Raw genomic sequence first — 16,305 nt, 5'->3', positions numbered from 1 at the left:
AGTATGGATATCGGCTTTAGGTATAGAGCGGGATCTTCGGGTCGAGGAATGCAAGCATGGTTTCAGATGCGCGTAACGGCGCCGTCACGATGACGAGGCGCTCGGGTGTGTCGTTCGCAGCGAACCTGGCATTCGAGAACATCAGCCATCGTTACCATTCCAAGGATACGATCAAGGGCGTAACGCTCAAGGCCGAAGCCGGCGAAGTGCTCTGCCTGCTCGGACCGTCCGGCTCCGGCAAGACAACGCTGTTGCGCATCGCCGCGGGCATCGAGAAGCAGACGGGCGGGCGCCTTCTGCTGAATGGACAGGAAATATCCGGCCCTTCCATCTTCGTTCCGCCCGAGCAACGCGGCGTCGGCCTGATGTTCCAGGACTTCGCCCTTTTCCCTCATATGACCATCCGTGAGAACGTCTGTTTCGGCTTGACCGAATTGCCGAAGAAGAAGGCATTGCTGCAGGCCGATGCCGCGCTGGAGCGGGTCGGCCTTCTGCATTATGCCGAGCGGTATCCGCATGTGCTCTCCGGCGGCGAGCAGCAGCGCGTGGCGCTTGCCCGTGCACTTGCGCCGCGGCCGGCGGTGCTGCTGATGGACGAGCCTTTTTCCGGCCTCGATTCCCGCCTGAAGGATTCTATCCGCGCCGACACGCTGGCCATACTGCGCGAGACGCGCGCGACCGCCATCGTCGTAACGCACGACGCCGAGGAGGCGATGCGTATGGCTGACCGGATCGCCCTCCTGAAGGACGGCCGCCTGGTGCAGGTCGGCACGGCGGACGAGCTCTATCGCCGGCCCTGCGATCTCTTCACTGCCGGCTTCTTCTCCGAAATAAACGTCTTCGATGCGCGCGTGCGGGACGGTCATGTCGAAACGCCGCTGGGGGTTGTGGCAACCGGGCAATATACGGAGGGGCAGCCACTGAGCGTAGCCGTGCGTCTTTCCGGCATCCGGCTCGACGAGACCGGTGGAGAAATTCCGGCGCGCATCGTGTCCCGGCGCTTCCTGGGCGTCGTGGAGCTTTTGGAACTCGCCGTGCCGCAGTCCGAACGCACGGTTCGCGCCCGCATCCGCGCCGATTTGCTGCCGCAAGGATTGCGTGACGTCACGCTTTCCGTTAACGAGCGCGACATATTGGTGTTTGAAAAAGACGCATCAACACCTTAGGGTCCGCCAAGAGGAGGCGTCCCCTGAGGGGTGCGCCTGAAAAATGACAACGTGCTGGGCTCTAATCTGTTTAGGGTCTCGAGGGAGTAAGTGGATGGGTTCCTTTAGTATCTGGCATTGGCTGATCGTTCTGGCGGTGGTTCTGCTGCTGTTCGGCCGCGGCAAGATCCCCGAGTTGATGGGCGACGTTGCCAAAGGCATCAAGAACTTCAAGAAGGGCATGGGCGACGACGAGGTCGCTTCGGCCGACAAATCGATCGACGGCAAGACCGTCGACCACAAATCTGACGAAGTCCGCTGACGGTCGGAAGCTGACGGGGCTGGGTGCGACAGGCACCCGGTAGCCCGCATCACGGGTTTTTAGGGCGCGTCGGATGCTTGATATCGGCTGGACCGAGCTTGTTGTTATCGCAATCGTCTTGATCATCGTCGTCGGTCCGAAGGACCTGCCGCCGATGCTGCGCGCGTTTGGACGGATGACGTCCAAGATGCGCGGAATGGCGTCCGATTTTCGGCGGCAGTTCGACGAGGCGCTGCGCGAAGCCGATCTCGACGACGTGCGCAAGACGATCAGCGATGCGCAAAGTCTCAATCCGACCGCGGCATTGCGGGATGCGATGAACCCGCTGCGGCAGCTCGGAAACGAGATCAAATCCGATCTGCAAAAGGCGACCACGCCCGACAGACCGCCAGCCTCCGCAACGCCCGAACCACTGGTCGAACCGGTCCATACCGACGCCGTCGGCGAAACGGCGGCAAAAGCCACGGAAAAGGTGGCGGCGGCAGCGGTGAGCTCGGCATCGAGGCAGATGGACCGTGCCGCCGACGTGCCGAAGGCGAGCGAACCGAAACCTGCGCCCAAGCCCAGAGCGCAGTCGAAGAAGCCAGGCACTTCCGTCACGAAGAAGGCCGCGGGCGAAACGGCGCCGAAGAAGTCGCCGGCGCGCAAGGCGCCGGGCGAAGCGCCGGCTGCGAACAAGTCGAAGACGCGCGCGGCTTCGCGCAAGAAAGGTGATGCATGAGCCGCGATATCGAGGACCGGCCGCAGCCGCTTATCGAGCATCTGATCGAACTGCGCACGCGGTTGATGTGGGCGGTGGGCGCATTCTTCGTGGCGTTCCTCGTCTGCTTCTATTTTGCCAAGCAGCTGTTCAACCTCCTTGTTCTGCCGTTCAAGTGGGCCGTGAGCTGGGCCGGGCTCAGCCACCGCAACGTCGAGCTCATCTACACGGCGCCGCAGGAGTTCTTCTTCACGCAGATCAAAGTCGCGATGTTCGGTGCGCTGGTGATCGCATTTCCGGTCATCGCGTCGCAGGTCTACAGGTTCGTTGCACCCGGCCTTTACAAGAACGAACGCGCTGCCTTCCTGCCGTTCCTCGTCGCTTCGCCACTCCTGTTCCTGCTTGGCGGCGCGCTGGTCTATTTCTTCTTCACGCCGATGGTCATGTGGTTCTTCCTCGCCATGGAACAGGGCGGCGGCGAAGGGCAGGTCGCCATCCAGCTCCTGCCGAAGGTGTCCGAATATCTCAGCCTCATCATGTCTCTGGTCTTCGCCTTCGGTCTGGTGTTCCAGTTGCCGGTCATTACGACGCTCCTCGCGCGTGTCGGCTTCGTCACCTCCCAGGGGCTCGCCGAAAAGCGCAAATACGCGATCGTGATCGCCTTCGTGGTCGCAGCGGTTCTGACGCCGCCGGATCCGGTTTCCCAGATCGGCCTTGCGCTGCCAGCCATCCTTCTCTACGAAATTTCAATCTACACGGCGCGAATCGTCGAAAGGCGAAGGGCTGCCGAGGCCCTCGAGCGCGAGGCTGCCTCCGAGCAGGAAAGTTCGTCCGAGACGGCTGACCCCGCCAAGGGCTGACCGCGGAGTTCTTGCGCCGTTACTGCAGCGCCCGCGCTCTTCGGACGCGCGAGGGGCGCTGTGGCATTCTGAATCGCTGCAGGATTTCGTCGTCAACGGCTCCGATGTCATGCAGCAACCAACGCGTGGAACGACTATGCTCGATATCAAATGGATCCGTGAGAATGCAGACGCGCTCGATGAAGCCCTGGCGAAACGGGGTGCGGAGCCATTGTCGGCGTCCCTGATCGCACTTGACGAACGCCGCCGCGCAGTCCTCCAGTCGTTGCAGGACATGCAGTCGCGGCGCAATGCTGCGTCGAAGGAGATCGGCGCGGCGATGGCCCAGAAGAACAGCGAGCTGGCCGACAGGCTCAAGGCCGAAGTCGCCGACCTCAAGAATGCGTTGCCGGCGGCCGAAGAGGAAAGCCGCCGGATCGAGGCCGAGCTCTCGGATGCGCTGTCGCGCATCCCCAACACGCCGCTCGCCGACGTGCCCGTCGGTGCGGACGAAAGCGCGAATGTCGTGACCCGAGTCGTCGGCGCCAAGCCCGGCTGGAACCACAAGCCTCTCGAGCATTTCGAGATTGGCGAGGCGCTGGGACTGATGGACTTCGAAGGAGCGGCCCGGATTGCCGGCTCGCGCTTCACCATCCTGAAGGGCCAGCTTGCGCGCCTCGAGCGGGCACTCGGCCAGTTCATGCTCGATCTGCACACCGGGGAGCATGGCTACATCGAGGTTCAGCCTCCTTTGCTCGTCCGCGACGATGCGATGTACGGCACCGGACAGTTGCCGAAATTCTCCGACGATCTCTTCCGTACGACCGACGGGCGCTGGCTGATCCCGACCGCGGAAGTGCCGCTGACGAACATGGTGCGGGAGCAGATTCTCGACGGTGAAAAACTACCGTTGCGCTTCACTGCGCTGACCCCGTGCTTCCGCTCCGAGGCCGGTTCCGCAGGTCGTGACACCCGCGGCATGTTGCGCCAGCATCAGTTCAACAAGGTCGAACTGGTGTCGATCACCGACGCCGAAAGTTCGATCGACGAGCACGAGCGGATGACCGCTTGTGCCGAGGAGGTGCTGAAGCGCCTCGGCCTGCACTACCGCGTCATGACGCTCTGCACCGGCGATATGGGGTTCGGCGCGCGCAAGACCTATGATCTCGAGGTCTGGCTGCCGGGCCAGGACGCCTATCGCGAAATTTCCTCCTGCTCCGTCTGCGGCGATTTCCAGGCCCGCCGGATGAACGCACGTTACCGCGGGAAAGAAGAGAAGGGGACGAAGTTCGTCCACACGCTCAACGGATCCGGCGTCGCCCTCGGCCGGGCGCTGATTGCCGTGATCGAGAATTACCTGAATGATGACGGCTCGATCACGGTGCCGGACGTCCTTGTGCCCTATATGGGCGGCCTGCGGCGGATCGAGAAATCGGCCTAAGCACGAAGAAGCGGAAGAAGACCGGCAATGCGCATCCTGCTGACGAATGACGATGGCATTCACGCCGAGGGCCTCTCCGTGCTGGAACGGATCGCCCGGACGATATCGGACGACGTTTGGGTGGTGGCGCCGGAAGTGGACCAGAGCGGGCTTGCTCATTCTCTGACGCTTTCGGAGCCGCTGCGTCTGCGCCCGGTTTCCGAACGGCGGTTCGCGCTCCGGGGCACGCCGACCGATTGCGTGATCATGGCGGTCAAGAAGATCCTTGATCGCAAGCCCGACCTCGTCCTTTCCGGCGTCAATGTCGGCGCCAATCTTGCTGACGATGTCACTTATTCCGGAACGGTGGCCGGCGCCATCGAGGGAACGCTGCAGGGCATTCGTTCGATCGCGCTCAGCCAGGCCTATCAACATGCCGTCGGCCGCGACGTTCCCTGGGATGTAGCCGAGACGCACGCACCGGCGCTCATCCGCACATTGATGGGTGTCGACTTGCCGGACGGAACGCTCATCAACCTGAACTTTCCGAACTGCGCCGTCGATGCCGTTGCGGGCGTTGAAGTCACATCGCAGGGCAAGCTCGAATTCGGTCTCAGCATCGACGAGCGCACGGACGGACGCGGCTTTCCCTATTTCTGGCTCCGTTTCGGCGAGCGTGCCGGCGATTTCCGTTCAGGCACCGACATCAGGGCTCTCCGCGACAACAGGATTTCGGTAACCCCGCTTAAACTGGACATGACCGATCATGCCGCTCAGGAACGCATCGCGCAGGCATTGCGGGAAGGAAGTGTCGCTTGAACGGACGAATTTCGCAGCAGGAGGGGTTTGCAGCGATGGCGCTGCGGCTTCGCTCGGGCGGCATCGTCAATCATGAGCTGCTGAAGGCTGTGGAGCAGACGCCGCGGACGCTCTTCGCTCCGCCGCAATACCAGGACGAGGTCTACTCCAAACGGCTCATTCCGCTCGAGTGCGGTTCCTTCATGGAGGGCTGCGACATGGCCGTCCGGCTCCTGCACTGTCTCAATCTCAAGCCTGGCCAGCGCATACTCGAGGTCGGAACCGGCAGCGGCTTTACCGCGGCCGTGATGGGGCGGATCGCCGAGCGCGTGCTGACGATCGACAGGTATCAGACACTCGTCGCATCGGCGCAGAAAAACCTGGAGAAGGCGGGCCTGCGCAACGTCGTCGTCCGCCAGGCCGATGGCAGCGCAGGAGTGCCGGGCGAGGGCACCTTCGACCGGATTCTCATTACCGCCGCATTCAACAGCCTTCCCCGGACGTTCTCCGATCATCTCGTTTCGGGCGGCACCCTGCTGGTGCCGATCATGATGAGCGAAACGCATTGCCGCATCGTTCGCGTCAACCGTACCGGTAGCCGCTTCGACCGGGAAGATCTGTTCGACGCGCCTTACCTCCCGATCGTCCCACAGGTAGCGTCGTTCCTTTAGGGCGGGATGAGTGCGTTAAGACAATTTTAACCCGCTCCAGCCCCGTGCAAGCTTCCCGCTTTAGGTACCCGACCTGAAATCATCGTGATCCAGGCCGGGACAGCATGAACATGGCGCGTAGTGTGCATTTGCTCCGCATCGCGGTCGTCGTGCGATAGACGGAGACGGCATATGCAGATCGAGAACAGGTTGAACGCTGCCGCTGCGTCAGGCGACGGCTTGGGCAATCTTGCCGGGCGTTCGGCTGACCCGACCGGTGCCGCAGACAAGGGCGAGAGCGGGGTGCCGGTTCCGCCTACGGGCTTCGTCGATCCGACACCGCGCATTTCGCTTTCCGCCGACGCGCTGCTCTATCTCGGCCGGGCCAAAAGAACGCCTGAGAAATTGCCGCCTCTCACGAAGGACGAGTGGAACAATCGTCTTTCGCCGCAACTAGCGGCACGCGAACACCAGGCGTTCGGCAGGCTCGCCGAAACCGGTGACTACAGGGCATATTACCGGGCCTTCATCGACTATTATGACGGCCTTCGCCCGGAGGATCAGAACAGCCTGCGCTATTTCGGGACGCGCGAAGCGGCGGTCGCGGGCCTGCGGTCGCTCGATTATGATGCCGACAGCGGCCTCGACATGGATGCCGAATTCGAGAACCTGGTCAGCGTCTTTCTCGAGGAAGACAAGATTGCCCCTTCGCCGACCACAATCACGATGTCGCCGGCAGAACGCGCCTTTTTCGCCTGGGATGCGTCCAACATCAGCTACGAGGTAGATGCGCCCGAGCCGAGACCGATGACCGAAATCGAACGGCTTTATTCCGAGCTGCTATAACGATCCGTCTCCGGGTCCAGCAGCGCATATATGACCGGAAAACGCCCCCTTCGGCGCGGCTATGGTTAGCATTTCGCCAAAATGGTGCCGCCTTTAACCGGGCGGTAACTCTAATGCGCTTTAATCATTCTACAGCGAGTTGCGTTCGGAGTGGGTAAAGCGTCATGCGTAAATTTGTATCTCCCCAGGCAGGCAAGTCCGTGATCCGTCTCTGTGCGGCGATCCTGCTTGCGGGTGTAGCGACCGGTTGCAGTTCTGACGCCAGCCGCTTCGGCGGGCTCTTTTCGCGGTCCGACGACATAATGACGGGTTCGATCCCGCAGGGCTCGAGTACGGTACCGCGAGGCGATGTCGCGAGCGGCGGTGCGGCGCCCTCCTACGGGAACAGCGCAGCGCTCGGTCAATCCTATCCCTCCGGCGACGGCAACGGAGGCTACAATACGGCGGCCGCGCCGGTATCCAGCGCCCGTGTCGCATCGACGCCGATGAGCGTTCAGCGAACGAGCCTCGATGAGCCGTCGGCCGCATCCCGGCAGCCGCAGGTTCAGACCGCTTCCCTCGAATCGCAGGCTGCGGCCCTCCCGAAGGCGGAGCCGCTGGCGGGGGCTGCCAAGGATATGTCGGGCAAGGGGGGCTGGAGCGCCTCCAACGCGCCGACGATCATGGTCCGTCAAGGCGACACGGTTACGGTCCTCGCCAGACGGTTCGGCGTCCCCGAGAAGGAGATACTGAAGGCGAATGGCCTGAAATCGGCAAGCCAGGTAGAGCCGGGCCAACGCCTCGTTATTCCGACATTCGGTACCGCAGGCAGCGCCGCGAAAGCGGCTGCATCGGGTTCGATCGCCGACGTGGAGGGCGGCAAGAAGCGTCCGTCTCCGCTGCCGACCGATCAGCGCGAGGTGGCGATCCTCCCCGGCCAGTCCCAATCGCGTGAAAAGAGCGAAAGCCGCAGCGATGTCGCGGCGGGCAAGCTCAACAGCGCCGGCGAGGGCGGTGGAAATGGTGCCTATACGGTCAAGCCGGGCGACTCGCTCAACCGTATCGCGAAGGCGAACGGCGTTTCGGTCGCTGCCCTGAAGCAGGCAAACGGGCTTTCGACAGAAGCCATCCGCATCGGGCAAAAACTCAACATCCCGAGTGCCTCGGCGAAAACACCGGCGACCGATGCGGTGGTCACGGCTTCTGTTTCGGCCAAGAAGAACGAGGCCCAGGCGGCTTCGACGGAGCAGGGCAAGCTGACTGAAACCAAGGCGCCTGCCGCCAAGGAAAGCGTGTCGGAGGTTGCCATCCGGTCGGATGGTAACGAGGATCTTCCGAAATCGACCGGCATCGGAAAGTACCGTTGGCCGGTCCGTGGCGCGGTCGTCGCGGCCTATGGCGCCAATGTCGACGGCAACCGAAACGATGGCATCAACATCTCGGTGCCGGAGGGGACCCCCATCAAGGCAGCCGAGAACGGCGTCGTGATCTACTCGGGCAGCAGCCTGAAAGAACTCGGCAATGCCGTTCTGGTGCGCCACGACGACGGTACGGTGACGGTTTACGGCAACGCTGCCGAACTCAAGGTCCAACGCGGTCAGAAAGTCCAGCGCGGCCAGACGCTCGCATCCTCCGGCATGACAGGCAGAGCGACCCGGCCACAAGTTCACTTCGAGGTGCGCAAGAATGCGACCCCGGTCAACCCTGCGACCTATCTGGAATAAGCCATGGCACCGGCTGTGTCCGGCTGGTAGGCAAATCGAAAGCGCCGCGTGTCTGGCAAGACGCGCGGCGCTTGTGCGATCACGCCACCTGGCGGCAGGTGCTATTACGCAGGAGTGTCGAGCTGTCTGCGCAGACGACCGGCCAGATCCTGAATGAATTGCCAGGCGACGCGGCCGGACCTCGATCCTCGCGTCGTCGCCCATTCAAGAGCCTCGGCATGCAGCGCTTCGGGCTCGAGAGGCAATTTGAAGTACTGCGCATACCCGTCGACCATCGCCAGATAGTCGTCCTGGCTGCACTTGTAGAAACCCAGCCATAGCCCGAAGCGGTCGGATAGCGACACTTTTTCCTCGACGGCCTCCGAGGGGTTAATGGCGGTGGATTGTTCGTTTTCCATCATGTTGCGGGGAAGCAGGTGTCTGCGGTTGGACGTCGCATAGAGCAGAACGTTTGCCGGGCGCCCCTCGACGCCGCCGTCGAGAACCGCCTTCAGCGACTTGTAGGAGGTATCGTCGTGATCGAAGGAGAGATCATCGCAGAAGACGATCACGGGCATCGGCGCCGCCTTCAGGATTTCCATCAGCACGGGCAGGGTGGCGATATCCTCCCGGTGTACTTCGACAAGCTTGATTGCGCTGCCGGTGTCGTGGGCGACCTTTGCGTGGACCGCCTTGACCAGTGACGATTTGCCCATGCCGCGGGCGCCCCACAGGAGCACGTTGTTCGCCGGATAGCCTTCGGCGAAGCGGAGCGTGTTGTCGAAGAGAATGTCGCGGACATGGTCGACGCCGGCGATGAGCGCGAGGTCGATGCGATTCGGCCTCGGGACGGGCTGCAGGTGGCGCGTGGCCGGTGCCCAGACGAAACACTCCGCCTCATGCCAATTGTTGACGGCATATGCCGGTCCGGCGATGCGCTCCATCGCGGCCGAAAGCTTCTGTATTTCGGTGAGCAGGACGTCGATCTTGCTTTCGGGCATTTCATGTGTCTCCGGCAGGCTGAATTTCGAACATGGGCGGCCGACCCGCGCGATAACGGGCGTGCGTCAGCCCACCCAAATCCTTGAATCGCCGCGACGTTCGTCCTCCGGTCGAATCCGTTGAAGCTGCCGCCGGCGGCGTTTTTCTCGGTAGCACGGCGGTTTGCGCTGGAAAAGACCGGCAGCCTGCAACCAGGGGGTTCTCCTGCTGCGGAATTTGTGCCAGAGGCAGGAGAAACGGGGAAGTGTACCGACGATTTGTGTTACGGGACGGCTTGCCTATATTCCGGCAGGTTTGCCGCGGGGGCAAGCGCGCAATTTGAACTCAAGGAGTGATCGATGTTTATTACCGAAGCTTTCGCGCAGACGGCGGCCCCTGGGGGCGGCGGCGCCGATATTCTGATGTCCATCCTGCCTTTCCTGCTGATCTTCGTGGTGATGTATTTCCTGATCATCCGGCCGCAGCGTGCGCAGATGAAGCGCCGCGAAGAGCTCCTGAAGAACATCCGGCGCGGCGACCAGGTCGTCACCGGCGGCGGCATTGTCGGCAAGGTGACCAAGGTCGTCGACGATACGGAGCTCGAAGTGGAGATCGCCGAGGGCATCAAGGTCCGCGTCGTGCGCAGCGGCGTCTCCGAGGTTCGCGTGAAGGGCGAGCCCGTCAAGGAGTAACCCCGGCGCGGGTACTTGAAGAAGCGTGCGCGGTTTTCGCCCGCATACCGCGCCTTCAATCGGCATCGATCACGGTTTGATTTTGGAGCGACGCGAGGCCAAAATCACCGTGGTTAGGGCAAGGGCCGCGACCGGCAGAGACCGGCGGATGGAGCATTTCGAAATATGCCCAGGTTGTCGCCGTTCAAGAACATTCTCATCTGGATGGTCGTCCTTGCGGGCCTCGCCTTCGCACTGCCGAATCTCCTTTCCAGAGAGCAGCTTGCGGACTGGCCGACCTGGCTGCCGCATCGGCAGGTGCTGCTCGGGCTCGATCTCAGGGGCGGTTCCCATATCGTCCTCAAGGTCAGCCGCGAAGACATCGTCGCGGAGCGCCTGCAATCAACCATCGACACGATCGCCGATGCGCTGAGACAGGCGGATATCCGCTATACGGGGCTGTCCGGAAGCGGGCAGGGTCTGCAGTTTCGTCTCCGCGATGCAACGAAAGCACCAGCGGCGCGTGACGCGCTGAAGGCGTTGGTCGCCCCCGTTCGACAGGGCGGCCTTTTCGGGAATTCCATCCAGGAACTGGTCTACGAGGAAAGCGCGACCAGCGACACGCTTCGGCTTCGCCTGACGGACGAGGGCATAGATCTGAGGGTCTCAGATGCCGTCGCCCAGTCCATCGAGGTCGTACGCCGGCGTGTCGGCGAAGTCATCGCGGTCGTGCCGATCATAGAGCGTCGCGGCGGTGACCGGCTGAGCGTGCAGGTCCCCGGTCTGGACGAGCCGCAAAGATTGAAGGATCTCCTCGGGCAGCGAGGAGATGTCGCCCTGAAGTGGCTGGATTCCTCGATGCCAGCACAACAGGCCGTCGATACGAGGCCGCATGCGGGGTCCGAGGTCCTCTATTCGCTGGACGATCCGCCGATACCCTACCTCGTCGAGAGACGCGCTTTTGCTGCGGCGCCGGACTTCGTCGAGGCACAGCCGGGCTTCGATCCGGCAACGAGCGAACCTGTCGTCAATGCAAGGATTGCAGCCGGGGCTGCCGCGCGGGTCGCGCCGTTCCTGCAGTCGGATCCGCGGAAGCAGTTCGCGATCGTGCTCGACGGACAGGTTATCTCGACGTCCGTTCTGGATGGCGCGCTTTCCGGTGATACCGTCCGGATTTCCGGAAATCTCTCGGAGGACGGGGCGAACGATCTTGCCGCCCTGATGCGGGCCGGCCCGCTTCCCGTTTCACTGACCGTCATCGAGGAGCGTACCGTCGGTCCCGAGGACGGAGCCGACGCGGTGGCAAGCGGCCTCACGGCGGGCCTGATCGCGGCCATTGCCGTCGCAGCCTGTATGATCGGCTTCTACGGCTTCTTCGGTGTCGTGGCCGTCATTGCCGTCATCGTCAACGTCGTGCTGATCATCGCGGTCCTGTCCGTCACGGGCGCCACGCTGACATTGCCCGGAATTGCCGGGATCATCCTGACGATCGGAATTGCGGTCGACTCGAACGTTCTCATCTACGAGCGGCTCAGGGAAGAAGCGCGCACCAGCGGCAAACCCTTGCGAAGGGCGCTGGACGAGGGATTCGAGCGCGTCTTGAGGAGCATCGTCGACGCGAACCTGACGATATTCATTGCCGGCGCCATCCTCCTCTATCTTGGGTCGGGCGCTATTCGAGGTTTTGCGGTTACGCTTGCCATCGGCAGTGTCACCACCATTCTGACGGCGCACAGCCTGACACGCCGCCTTATTCGCGGATGGTTTCGCCGCCGGCTGCCGCAGCGTCTGCCGCGCGGCATTCGGACCGGATTTTTCAGCCGGGCGGATTTCCGTTTCATGGCGATCCGCAATCCGGTCTTTATTCTTATGACGGCATTGTCGCTTGCTTCGCTGGTTCTCCTGACGAGCCTCGGGCTCAACATGGGAGCAGATTTCAGGGGCGGCTCCGTCATCGAATTGAGAGCACGGACCGGCGTCGCCGATGGTGCCGACATCCGTGCCCGTCTCGACGAATTGAACCTCGGAGACGTTCAAGTCGAGGAACTTGGATCGGCGCGAGACGTTCTCGTCCGTATCCCGTCGCAGGAAGCCGGCGACAATGCCGAGCAGACGGCCGTCGGGCTGGTTCGCTCCGAACTTGAGGATCAATATGTCTTCCGGCGTGTCGAGGTGGTTGGCCCCGGTGTTTCCGGAGAGTTGACGCGGGCAGGGTCGCTCGCCGTTGCCGCAGCCGTGCTGGCCGTTCTGCTTTACGTGTGGCTTCGGTTCGGCCGGCGATTTGCCGTCGGAGCCATCGTCGCGACGTTGCACGATGTGCTGCTGACGCTCGGGTTCCTCGTTCTGACCGGCATCGAATTCAATCTCGCCAGCATCGCAGCGCTGCTGACGATCGTGTGCTACTCGCTGAGCGACACCATGGTGATTTATGATCGAGTCCGGGAGAATCTGGTGCGCTATCGAAGGATGCCGCTCTCTGTCCTGATCGACACGTCGATCAACCAGACCCTGTCGCGGACCGTCCTGACCGCCGTGACGACACTCCTTGCTCTCGTTGCGCTGTATCTGTTCGGAGGCAGTGGTCTCGTCCAATCCTTCAGCGCGACACTCATATTCGGTGTGCTTGTGGGCACCGTGTCCTCGATCTATGTCGCGGGACCGCTGCTTATCCTCTTCAATCGCCGAAACAATCGTCTTGGAGGCACGCAGGACCCGGCGGAGCCGGATGCGTCGTCGGAGACGGAAGCAAAGGGTGCGGTGTGATCATGGCAAAAGGGATCGAAATGCGCGAAGCGCACTTTCCAGGACGCGCACCTGTCGACGCCTACGGCAATGGCGGCTTCCGCTTCGCCGATATGTCGCATCGCGGGTCGGTTCTGATGCTGCCTTCCGGCATATACGCCTGGGACGTTGCCGAAGGCGACGTGCTCGCGGTCGCGAAATTCCAGCGCATCTTCGATGAGGCGCGTGACGTCGAGGTGCTGCTCGTCGGCACCGGCCGGGAAATCCGTCCCTTGCCGGGAGACCTGAAGGAAGCGCTCAGGGCCGCCAACATCTCGTCCGATCCGATGAGCACCGGGGCGGCGGTGCGGACCTATAACGTGATGCTGGCGGAATCGCGCGCCGTCGCCGCGGCATTGATCGCGGTGTGAGGCGTTCGAAGGAAGCTCGGCGTGCAACAGTCCGATGATCAGATTCTCGCAACCTTGCGGGACACCGACCGCGATCGCTACCTGGCCTGTCTGCTTTCTCCGGCAGAGAAGCGCCACTCGCTCGCGGCGCTCTATGCCTTTTACGCGGAAATCGCCCGTGTCCGCGACATGGTCAAGGAGCCGCTCCCGGGCGAGATCCGGCTGCAATGGTGGCGTGACACTCTCGAAAACGAGCAGTCCGACGGCGCGGGGCATCCGCTGGCCGAAGCGCTCCTGCGTTGCATTCGCGAGCATCACCTTCCGGTTCGCGTCCTTCAAGACATGATCGATGCACGCATTTTCGATCTTTACGACGACCCGATGCAGGACAGGGCGGCGCTGGAGGGTTATGCCGGCGAAACCGCATCGGCACTCATTCAGCTTTCATCTCTCATCCTGGACCCCGACAACGCAGCGAGGTCTGCAGACGCAGCCGGCCATGCCGGGGTTGCTCAGACGGTTGCCGGTCTCCTACTGCTTCTCCCGGTTCATGTCGGGCGTGGCCAGGTCTATCTTCCTGCCGAGCTTTTGAGCGCAACGGGCCTCGACAGGGAAACGCTTCTTGCCGGGACCGACGAGAGTGCGATCGAAAGGGCCGTTCGCGCCTTCTGCGGCCTCGGCCGCGATCATCTCGCCAAGGCACGTGAAGGCGCAGGCGCGATCTCGGGCCGGAATTTCTCGGCGTTCATTCCCGTTGCCCTCGCCGAACCGGTGTTCGATCGCGCGGAGGCCGCCGGAGCACGAATCCTTCGTCAGCCACTGCAGCCGCCGCAATGGCAGCGGCAATGGCGGATGTGGCGGGCGAGCCGGCGCCGGGAGTTTTAGCGTTCGCTAGCCGCCCGGCCGTCACGCTGGCGCAAGTCTCGCGGGATATGACCCTCCTCAATCGGAATCCCGTCGCTATCAAGGGACCCACGCAATGCTTTGGTTACTGCTCCTGGTGGCGATCGCCGCCGTCTGCCTGTTCTATATTCGGATGAACGCACGTGCAGAGCGCGATGCCGACAATCCGGATGCCGGGTCGGCGATCGTGGAATTCGGCCGGGCATTCCCCGAGGAAGCGATCCGGGCGCTGCATTCGACCGTCGACAGAACGGCGATCTTCCTGCGGCTGCACGATGGCAAGGCCGGGTTCATACAATCGCACGGCACGCATTATGTCTGCCACGTCATTCAGCCCGGCAAGGTGCGGGTCAACACGTCCGAGAGTGGGCGGGGACTAATCGTCCACTTCCCGGATTTCGCCTATCTGGACAATGCTTTCGAGTTTCGGACGGCCGCCGAGGCAGCCGAGGTTTCGCTCTGGCTGCTCGGCACTTTCAGTCCGAAATCGGAGTTGGAAGTAGCGGGTGACGCGGCGCAGGGTCTGGATTGACCGGTTGAAACCGGAGTTGTCATCTCTCGTCAGACGGCTTGGTCGAGCCAGCTTGCGCAATCGCTCAGCGCGCGCGATGCCATCGCCTGCTTCTTGGCGAGCGCCTTCTCCTTGCCCCGGAAGCGTTTGGCACCCTCCGGCCTTGTCAGGGCGCCCGGCTCGAGCGGCGGAAACAGCCCGAAATTGATATTCATCGGCTGGAACGAGCGCTTGCCCGGTTCGTCGTCGGAGACGATGTGGCCGCCGGTGATGTGATCGAGGAGAGCACCGAAGGCCGTGGTCACCGGCGGTAGCACGGGAGACGCGCCTTTGCGTTCCGCCGCGGCGAAGCGGCCCGCCAGGAGGCCGATGCTCGCGCTTTCCACGTAGCCCTCGCAGCCGGTTATCTGACCGGCAAAGCGCAGTCCCGGACGTGACTTGAGCGTCAGCGAATGATCGAGGAGCGTCGGTGAGTTGATATAGGTGTTGCGGTGCAGGCCGCCGAGCCTCGCAAACTCGGCATTCTGGAGCCCCGGAATCATCCGGAAGACTTCGCCTTGCGCGCCGTATTTCAGTTTCGTCTGGAAGCCTACCATGTTGTAGAGCGTGCCGAGCGCGTTGTCCTGCCTAAGCTGAACCACGGCATAGGGCTTGACCAAGGGATTATGGGCGTTGGTGAGGCCCATCGGCTTCATCGGCCCGTGACGCAGGGTCTCTCGGCCGCGCTCTGCCATCACTTCGATCGGAAGGCAGCCGTCGAAATAGGGCGTGCCTTCCCATTCCTTGAAGCCGGCCTTGTCGCCGGCAATGAGCGCATCGACGAAGGCGTCATACTGCTCCTGTGTGAGCGGGCAGTTGATATAATCCTTGCCCGTGCCGCCCGGGCCGACCTTGTCGTAGCGCGATTGGTGCCAGCAGATATCCATGTCGATCGTGTCGGCATGGACGATCGGTGCGATGGCGTCGAAGAAGGCGAGGGCATCGGCGCCGGTCTCCGCGCGGATCGCCTCGGCGAGGTCCGGTGCTGTCAGCGGGCCCGTCGCAATGATGGCGAGATCCCAATCCCTCGGCGGCAGGCCCCGGATCTCTTCCCGAAGAACCGTGATCAGCGGATGGTCTGCGATCGCTGCGCTGACGGCCTCGGCAAAGCCTTCGCGGTCGACCGCGAGCGCACCGCCTGCAGGCACCTGGTTGAGATCGGCGCATCGCATGATGAGCGAGCCCGCAAGACGCATCTCCGCATGGAGCACGCCGACGGCATTGCTGGTCGCATCGTCGGAGCGGAAAGAATTTGAGCAGACGAGTTCGGCGAGGCTCTCGGTCTTGTGCGCATCGGTGCCACGCACGCCGCGCATTTCATGCAGGATGACCGGCACGCCCGCTTCGGCGATCTGCCAGGCGGCTTCCGACCCGGCGAGGCCGCCGCCGATGACGTGGATGGGCGAATGGGAGGACGTCGTTTTGTTCATGGGCGGCTTCCTACCACAGGCATCCGTCGCTTCCAAGAAACGAAAACGGCGCCCGAGGGCGCCGTCTTCAAGCCAAGCAATACTCGATCCGATTAGCGGAAGGAGCGAGCCGCGATGTTGCGGATGTCGTAGCGGGTAATGCCGATATCGTTCAGAGCGTGGTTGGAAAGGCTGCCCAGCTCGGCAACGGTACGGCGGTAGTTGATCCAGCTTTTTGCAATGCGAATCGGGTTCATG

At 62.7% G+C, this 16,305-nt stretch carries 17 protein-coding genes; 14 read left to right on the top strand and 3 right to left on the bottom strand.

Annotated elements, in window-relative coordinates:
- The first annotated feature begins 56 nt into the window (after window positions 1-56).
- The 9 genes from M1D34_RS07950 to M1D34_RS07910 all read left to right on the top strand — a co-directional run bounded on the left by M1D34_RS07950 (window position 57) and on the right by M1D34_RS07910 (window position 8,423).
- Window positions 57-1,166 (top strand): ABC transporter ATP-binding protein, encoded by a 1,110-nt coding sequence (locus M1D34_RS07950; RefSeq protein WP_003534562.1) that lies wholly within the window; start codon window positions 57-59, stop codon window positions 1,164-1,166.
- Between the two features lie 94 nt (window positions 1,167-1,260).
- Complete coding sequence (locus M1D34_RS07945) at window positions 1,261-1,467, top strand: twin-arginine translocase TatA/TatE family subunit (RefSeq protein WP_003534564.1); 207 nt, start codon at window positions 1,261-1,263, stop codon at window positions 1,465-1,467.
- 73 nt (window positions 1,468-1,540) lie between these two features.
- A complete protein-coding gene (gene tatB, locus M1D34_RS07940; protein ID WP_013844334.1) occupies window positions 1,541-2,188 on the top strand; it encodes a Sec-independent protein translocase protein TatB in 648 nt (215 codons plus the stop codon).
- Entirely contained in the window at window positions 2,185-3,027 is an 843-nt protein-coding gene (gene tatC, locus M1D34_RS07935) for a twin-arginine translocase subunit TatC (protein ID WP_003534569.1), read from the top strand. The genes tatB and tatC overlap by 4 nt, the downstream gene beginning before the upstream one ends.
- Window positions 3,028-3,163: 136 nt before the next feature.
- A complete protein-coding gene (serS, locus tag M1D34_RS07930; protein ID WP_003534571.1) occupies window positions 3,164-4,447 on the top strand; it encodes a serine--tRNA ligase in 1,284 nt (427 codons plus the stop codon).
- Between the two features lie 27 nt (window positions 4,448-4,474).
- Window positions 4,475-5,245, top strand: coding sequence for a 5'/3'-nucleotidase SurE (surE, locus tag M1D34_RS07925; RefSeq protein ID WP_010969283.1), 771 nt, complete (start codon window positions 4,475-4,477; stop codon window positions 5,243-5,245).
- Window positions 5,242-5,895, top strand: coding sequence for a protein-L-isoaspartate(D-aspartate) O-methyltransferase (locus M1D34_RS07920; RefSeq protein WP_014526709.1), 654 nt, complete (start codon window positions 5,242-5,244; stop codon window positions 5,893-5,895). Before surE ends, M1D34_RS07920 begins: the two co-directional genes overlap by 4 nt.
- 171 nt (window positions 5,896-6,066) lie before the next feature.
- Complete coding sequence (locus tag M1D34_RS07915; protein WP_498781518.1) at window positions 6,067-6,720, top strand: biotin biosynthesis protein BioC; 654 nt, start codon at window positions 6,067-6,069, stop codon at window positions 6,718-6,720.
- 164 nt (window positions 6,721-6,884) lie between these two features.
- Complete coding sequence (locus tag M1D34_RS07910) at window positions 6,885-8,423, top strand: LysM peptidoglycan-binding domain-containing protein (protein ID WP_010969286.1); 1,539 nt, start codon at window positions 6,885-6,887, stop codon at window positions 8,421-8,423.
- A gap of 104 nt (window positions 8,424-8,527) precedes the next feature.
- Here M1D34_RS07910 and M1D34_RS07905 read toward each other — a convergent pair whose 3' ends face one another.
- Complete coding sequence (locus M1D34_RS07905) at window positions 8,528-9,403, bottom strand: ATP-binding protein (RefSeq protein WP_028010820.1); 876 nt, start codon at window positions 9,401-9,403, stop codon at window positions 8,528-8,530.
- Window positions 9,404-9,742: 339 nt separating this feature from the next.
- Here M1D34_RS07905 and yajC point away from each other — a divergent pair, with 339 nt between their 5' ends.
- The 5 genes from yajC to M1D34_RS07880 all read left to right on the top strand — a co-directional run bounded on the left by yajC (window position 9,743) and on the right by M1D34_RS07880 (window position 14,620).
- Window positions 9,743-10,075, top strand: coding sequence for a preprotein translocase subunit YajC (gene yajC / locus M1D34_RS07900; protein WP_003534584.1), 333 nt, complete (start codon window positions 9,743-9,745; stop codon window positions 10,073-10,075).
- A gap of 165 nt (window positions 10,076-10,240) precedes the next feature.
- Window positions 10,241-12,817: a protein translocase subunit SecDF gene (gene secDF, locus M1D34_RS07895; protein ID WP_498781515.1), complete on the top strand. Its 2,577-nt coding sequence runs from the start codon at window positions 10,241-10,243 to the stop codon at window positions 12,815-12,817.
- A 2-nt stretch (window positions 12,818-12,819) separates the two neighbouring features.
- The gene (locus tag M1D34_RS07890; RefSeq protein WP_003529512.1) at window positions 12,820-13,206 is read left to right on the top strand and encodes an Mth938-like domain-containing protein; all 387 of its coding nucleotides are present in this window, start codon (window positions 12,820-12,822) and stop codon (window positions 13,204-13,206) included.
- A 21-nt stretch (window positions 13,207-13,227) separates the two neighbouring features.
- Window positions 13,228-14,070, top strand: coding sequence for a phytoene/squalene synthase family protein (locus M1D34_RS07885; RefSeq protein WP_127541437.1), 843 nt, complete (start codon window positions 13,228-13,230; stop codon window positions 14,068-14,070).
- Between the two features lie 94 nt (window positions 14,071-14,164).
- A complete protein-coding gene (locus tag M1D34_RS07880; RefSeq protein ID WP_027990066.1) occupies window positions 14,165-14,620 on the top strand; it encodes a hypothetical protein in 456 nt (151 codons plus the stop codon).
- Window positions 14,621-14,649: 29 nt separating this feature from the next.
- On the opposite strand, the gene trmFO is transcribed toward M1D34_RS07880, so the two are convergent.
- Together trmFO and M1D34_RS07870 are read right to left on the bottom strand one after the other, a co-directional pair.
- Window positions 14,650-16,068: a methylenetetrahydrofolate--tRNA-(uracil(54)-C(5))-methyltransferase (FADH(2)-oxidizing) TrmFO gene (trmFO, locus tag M1D34_RS07875; RefSeq protein ID WP_498781512.1), complete on the bottom strand. Its 1,419-nt coding sequence runs from the start codon at window positions 16,066-16,068 to the stop codon at window positions 14,650-14,652.
- Window positions 16,069-16,160: 92 nt separating this feature from the next.
- The gene (locus tag M1D34_RS07870) at window positions 16,161-16,304 is read right to left on the bottom strand and encodes a DUF1127 domain-containing protein (RefSeq protein WP_003529520.1); all 144 of its coding nucleotides are present in this window, start codon (window positions 16,302-16,304) and stop codon (window positions 16,161-16,163) included.
- Window position 16,305: the final 1 nt, after the last annotated feature.

The sequence above is a fragment of the Ensifer sp. D2-11 genome, assembly GCF_054161295.1.
Note: the sequence above shows the minus strand (reverse complement) of the source record. Positions and strands in the feature narration are given on the sequence as shown.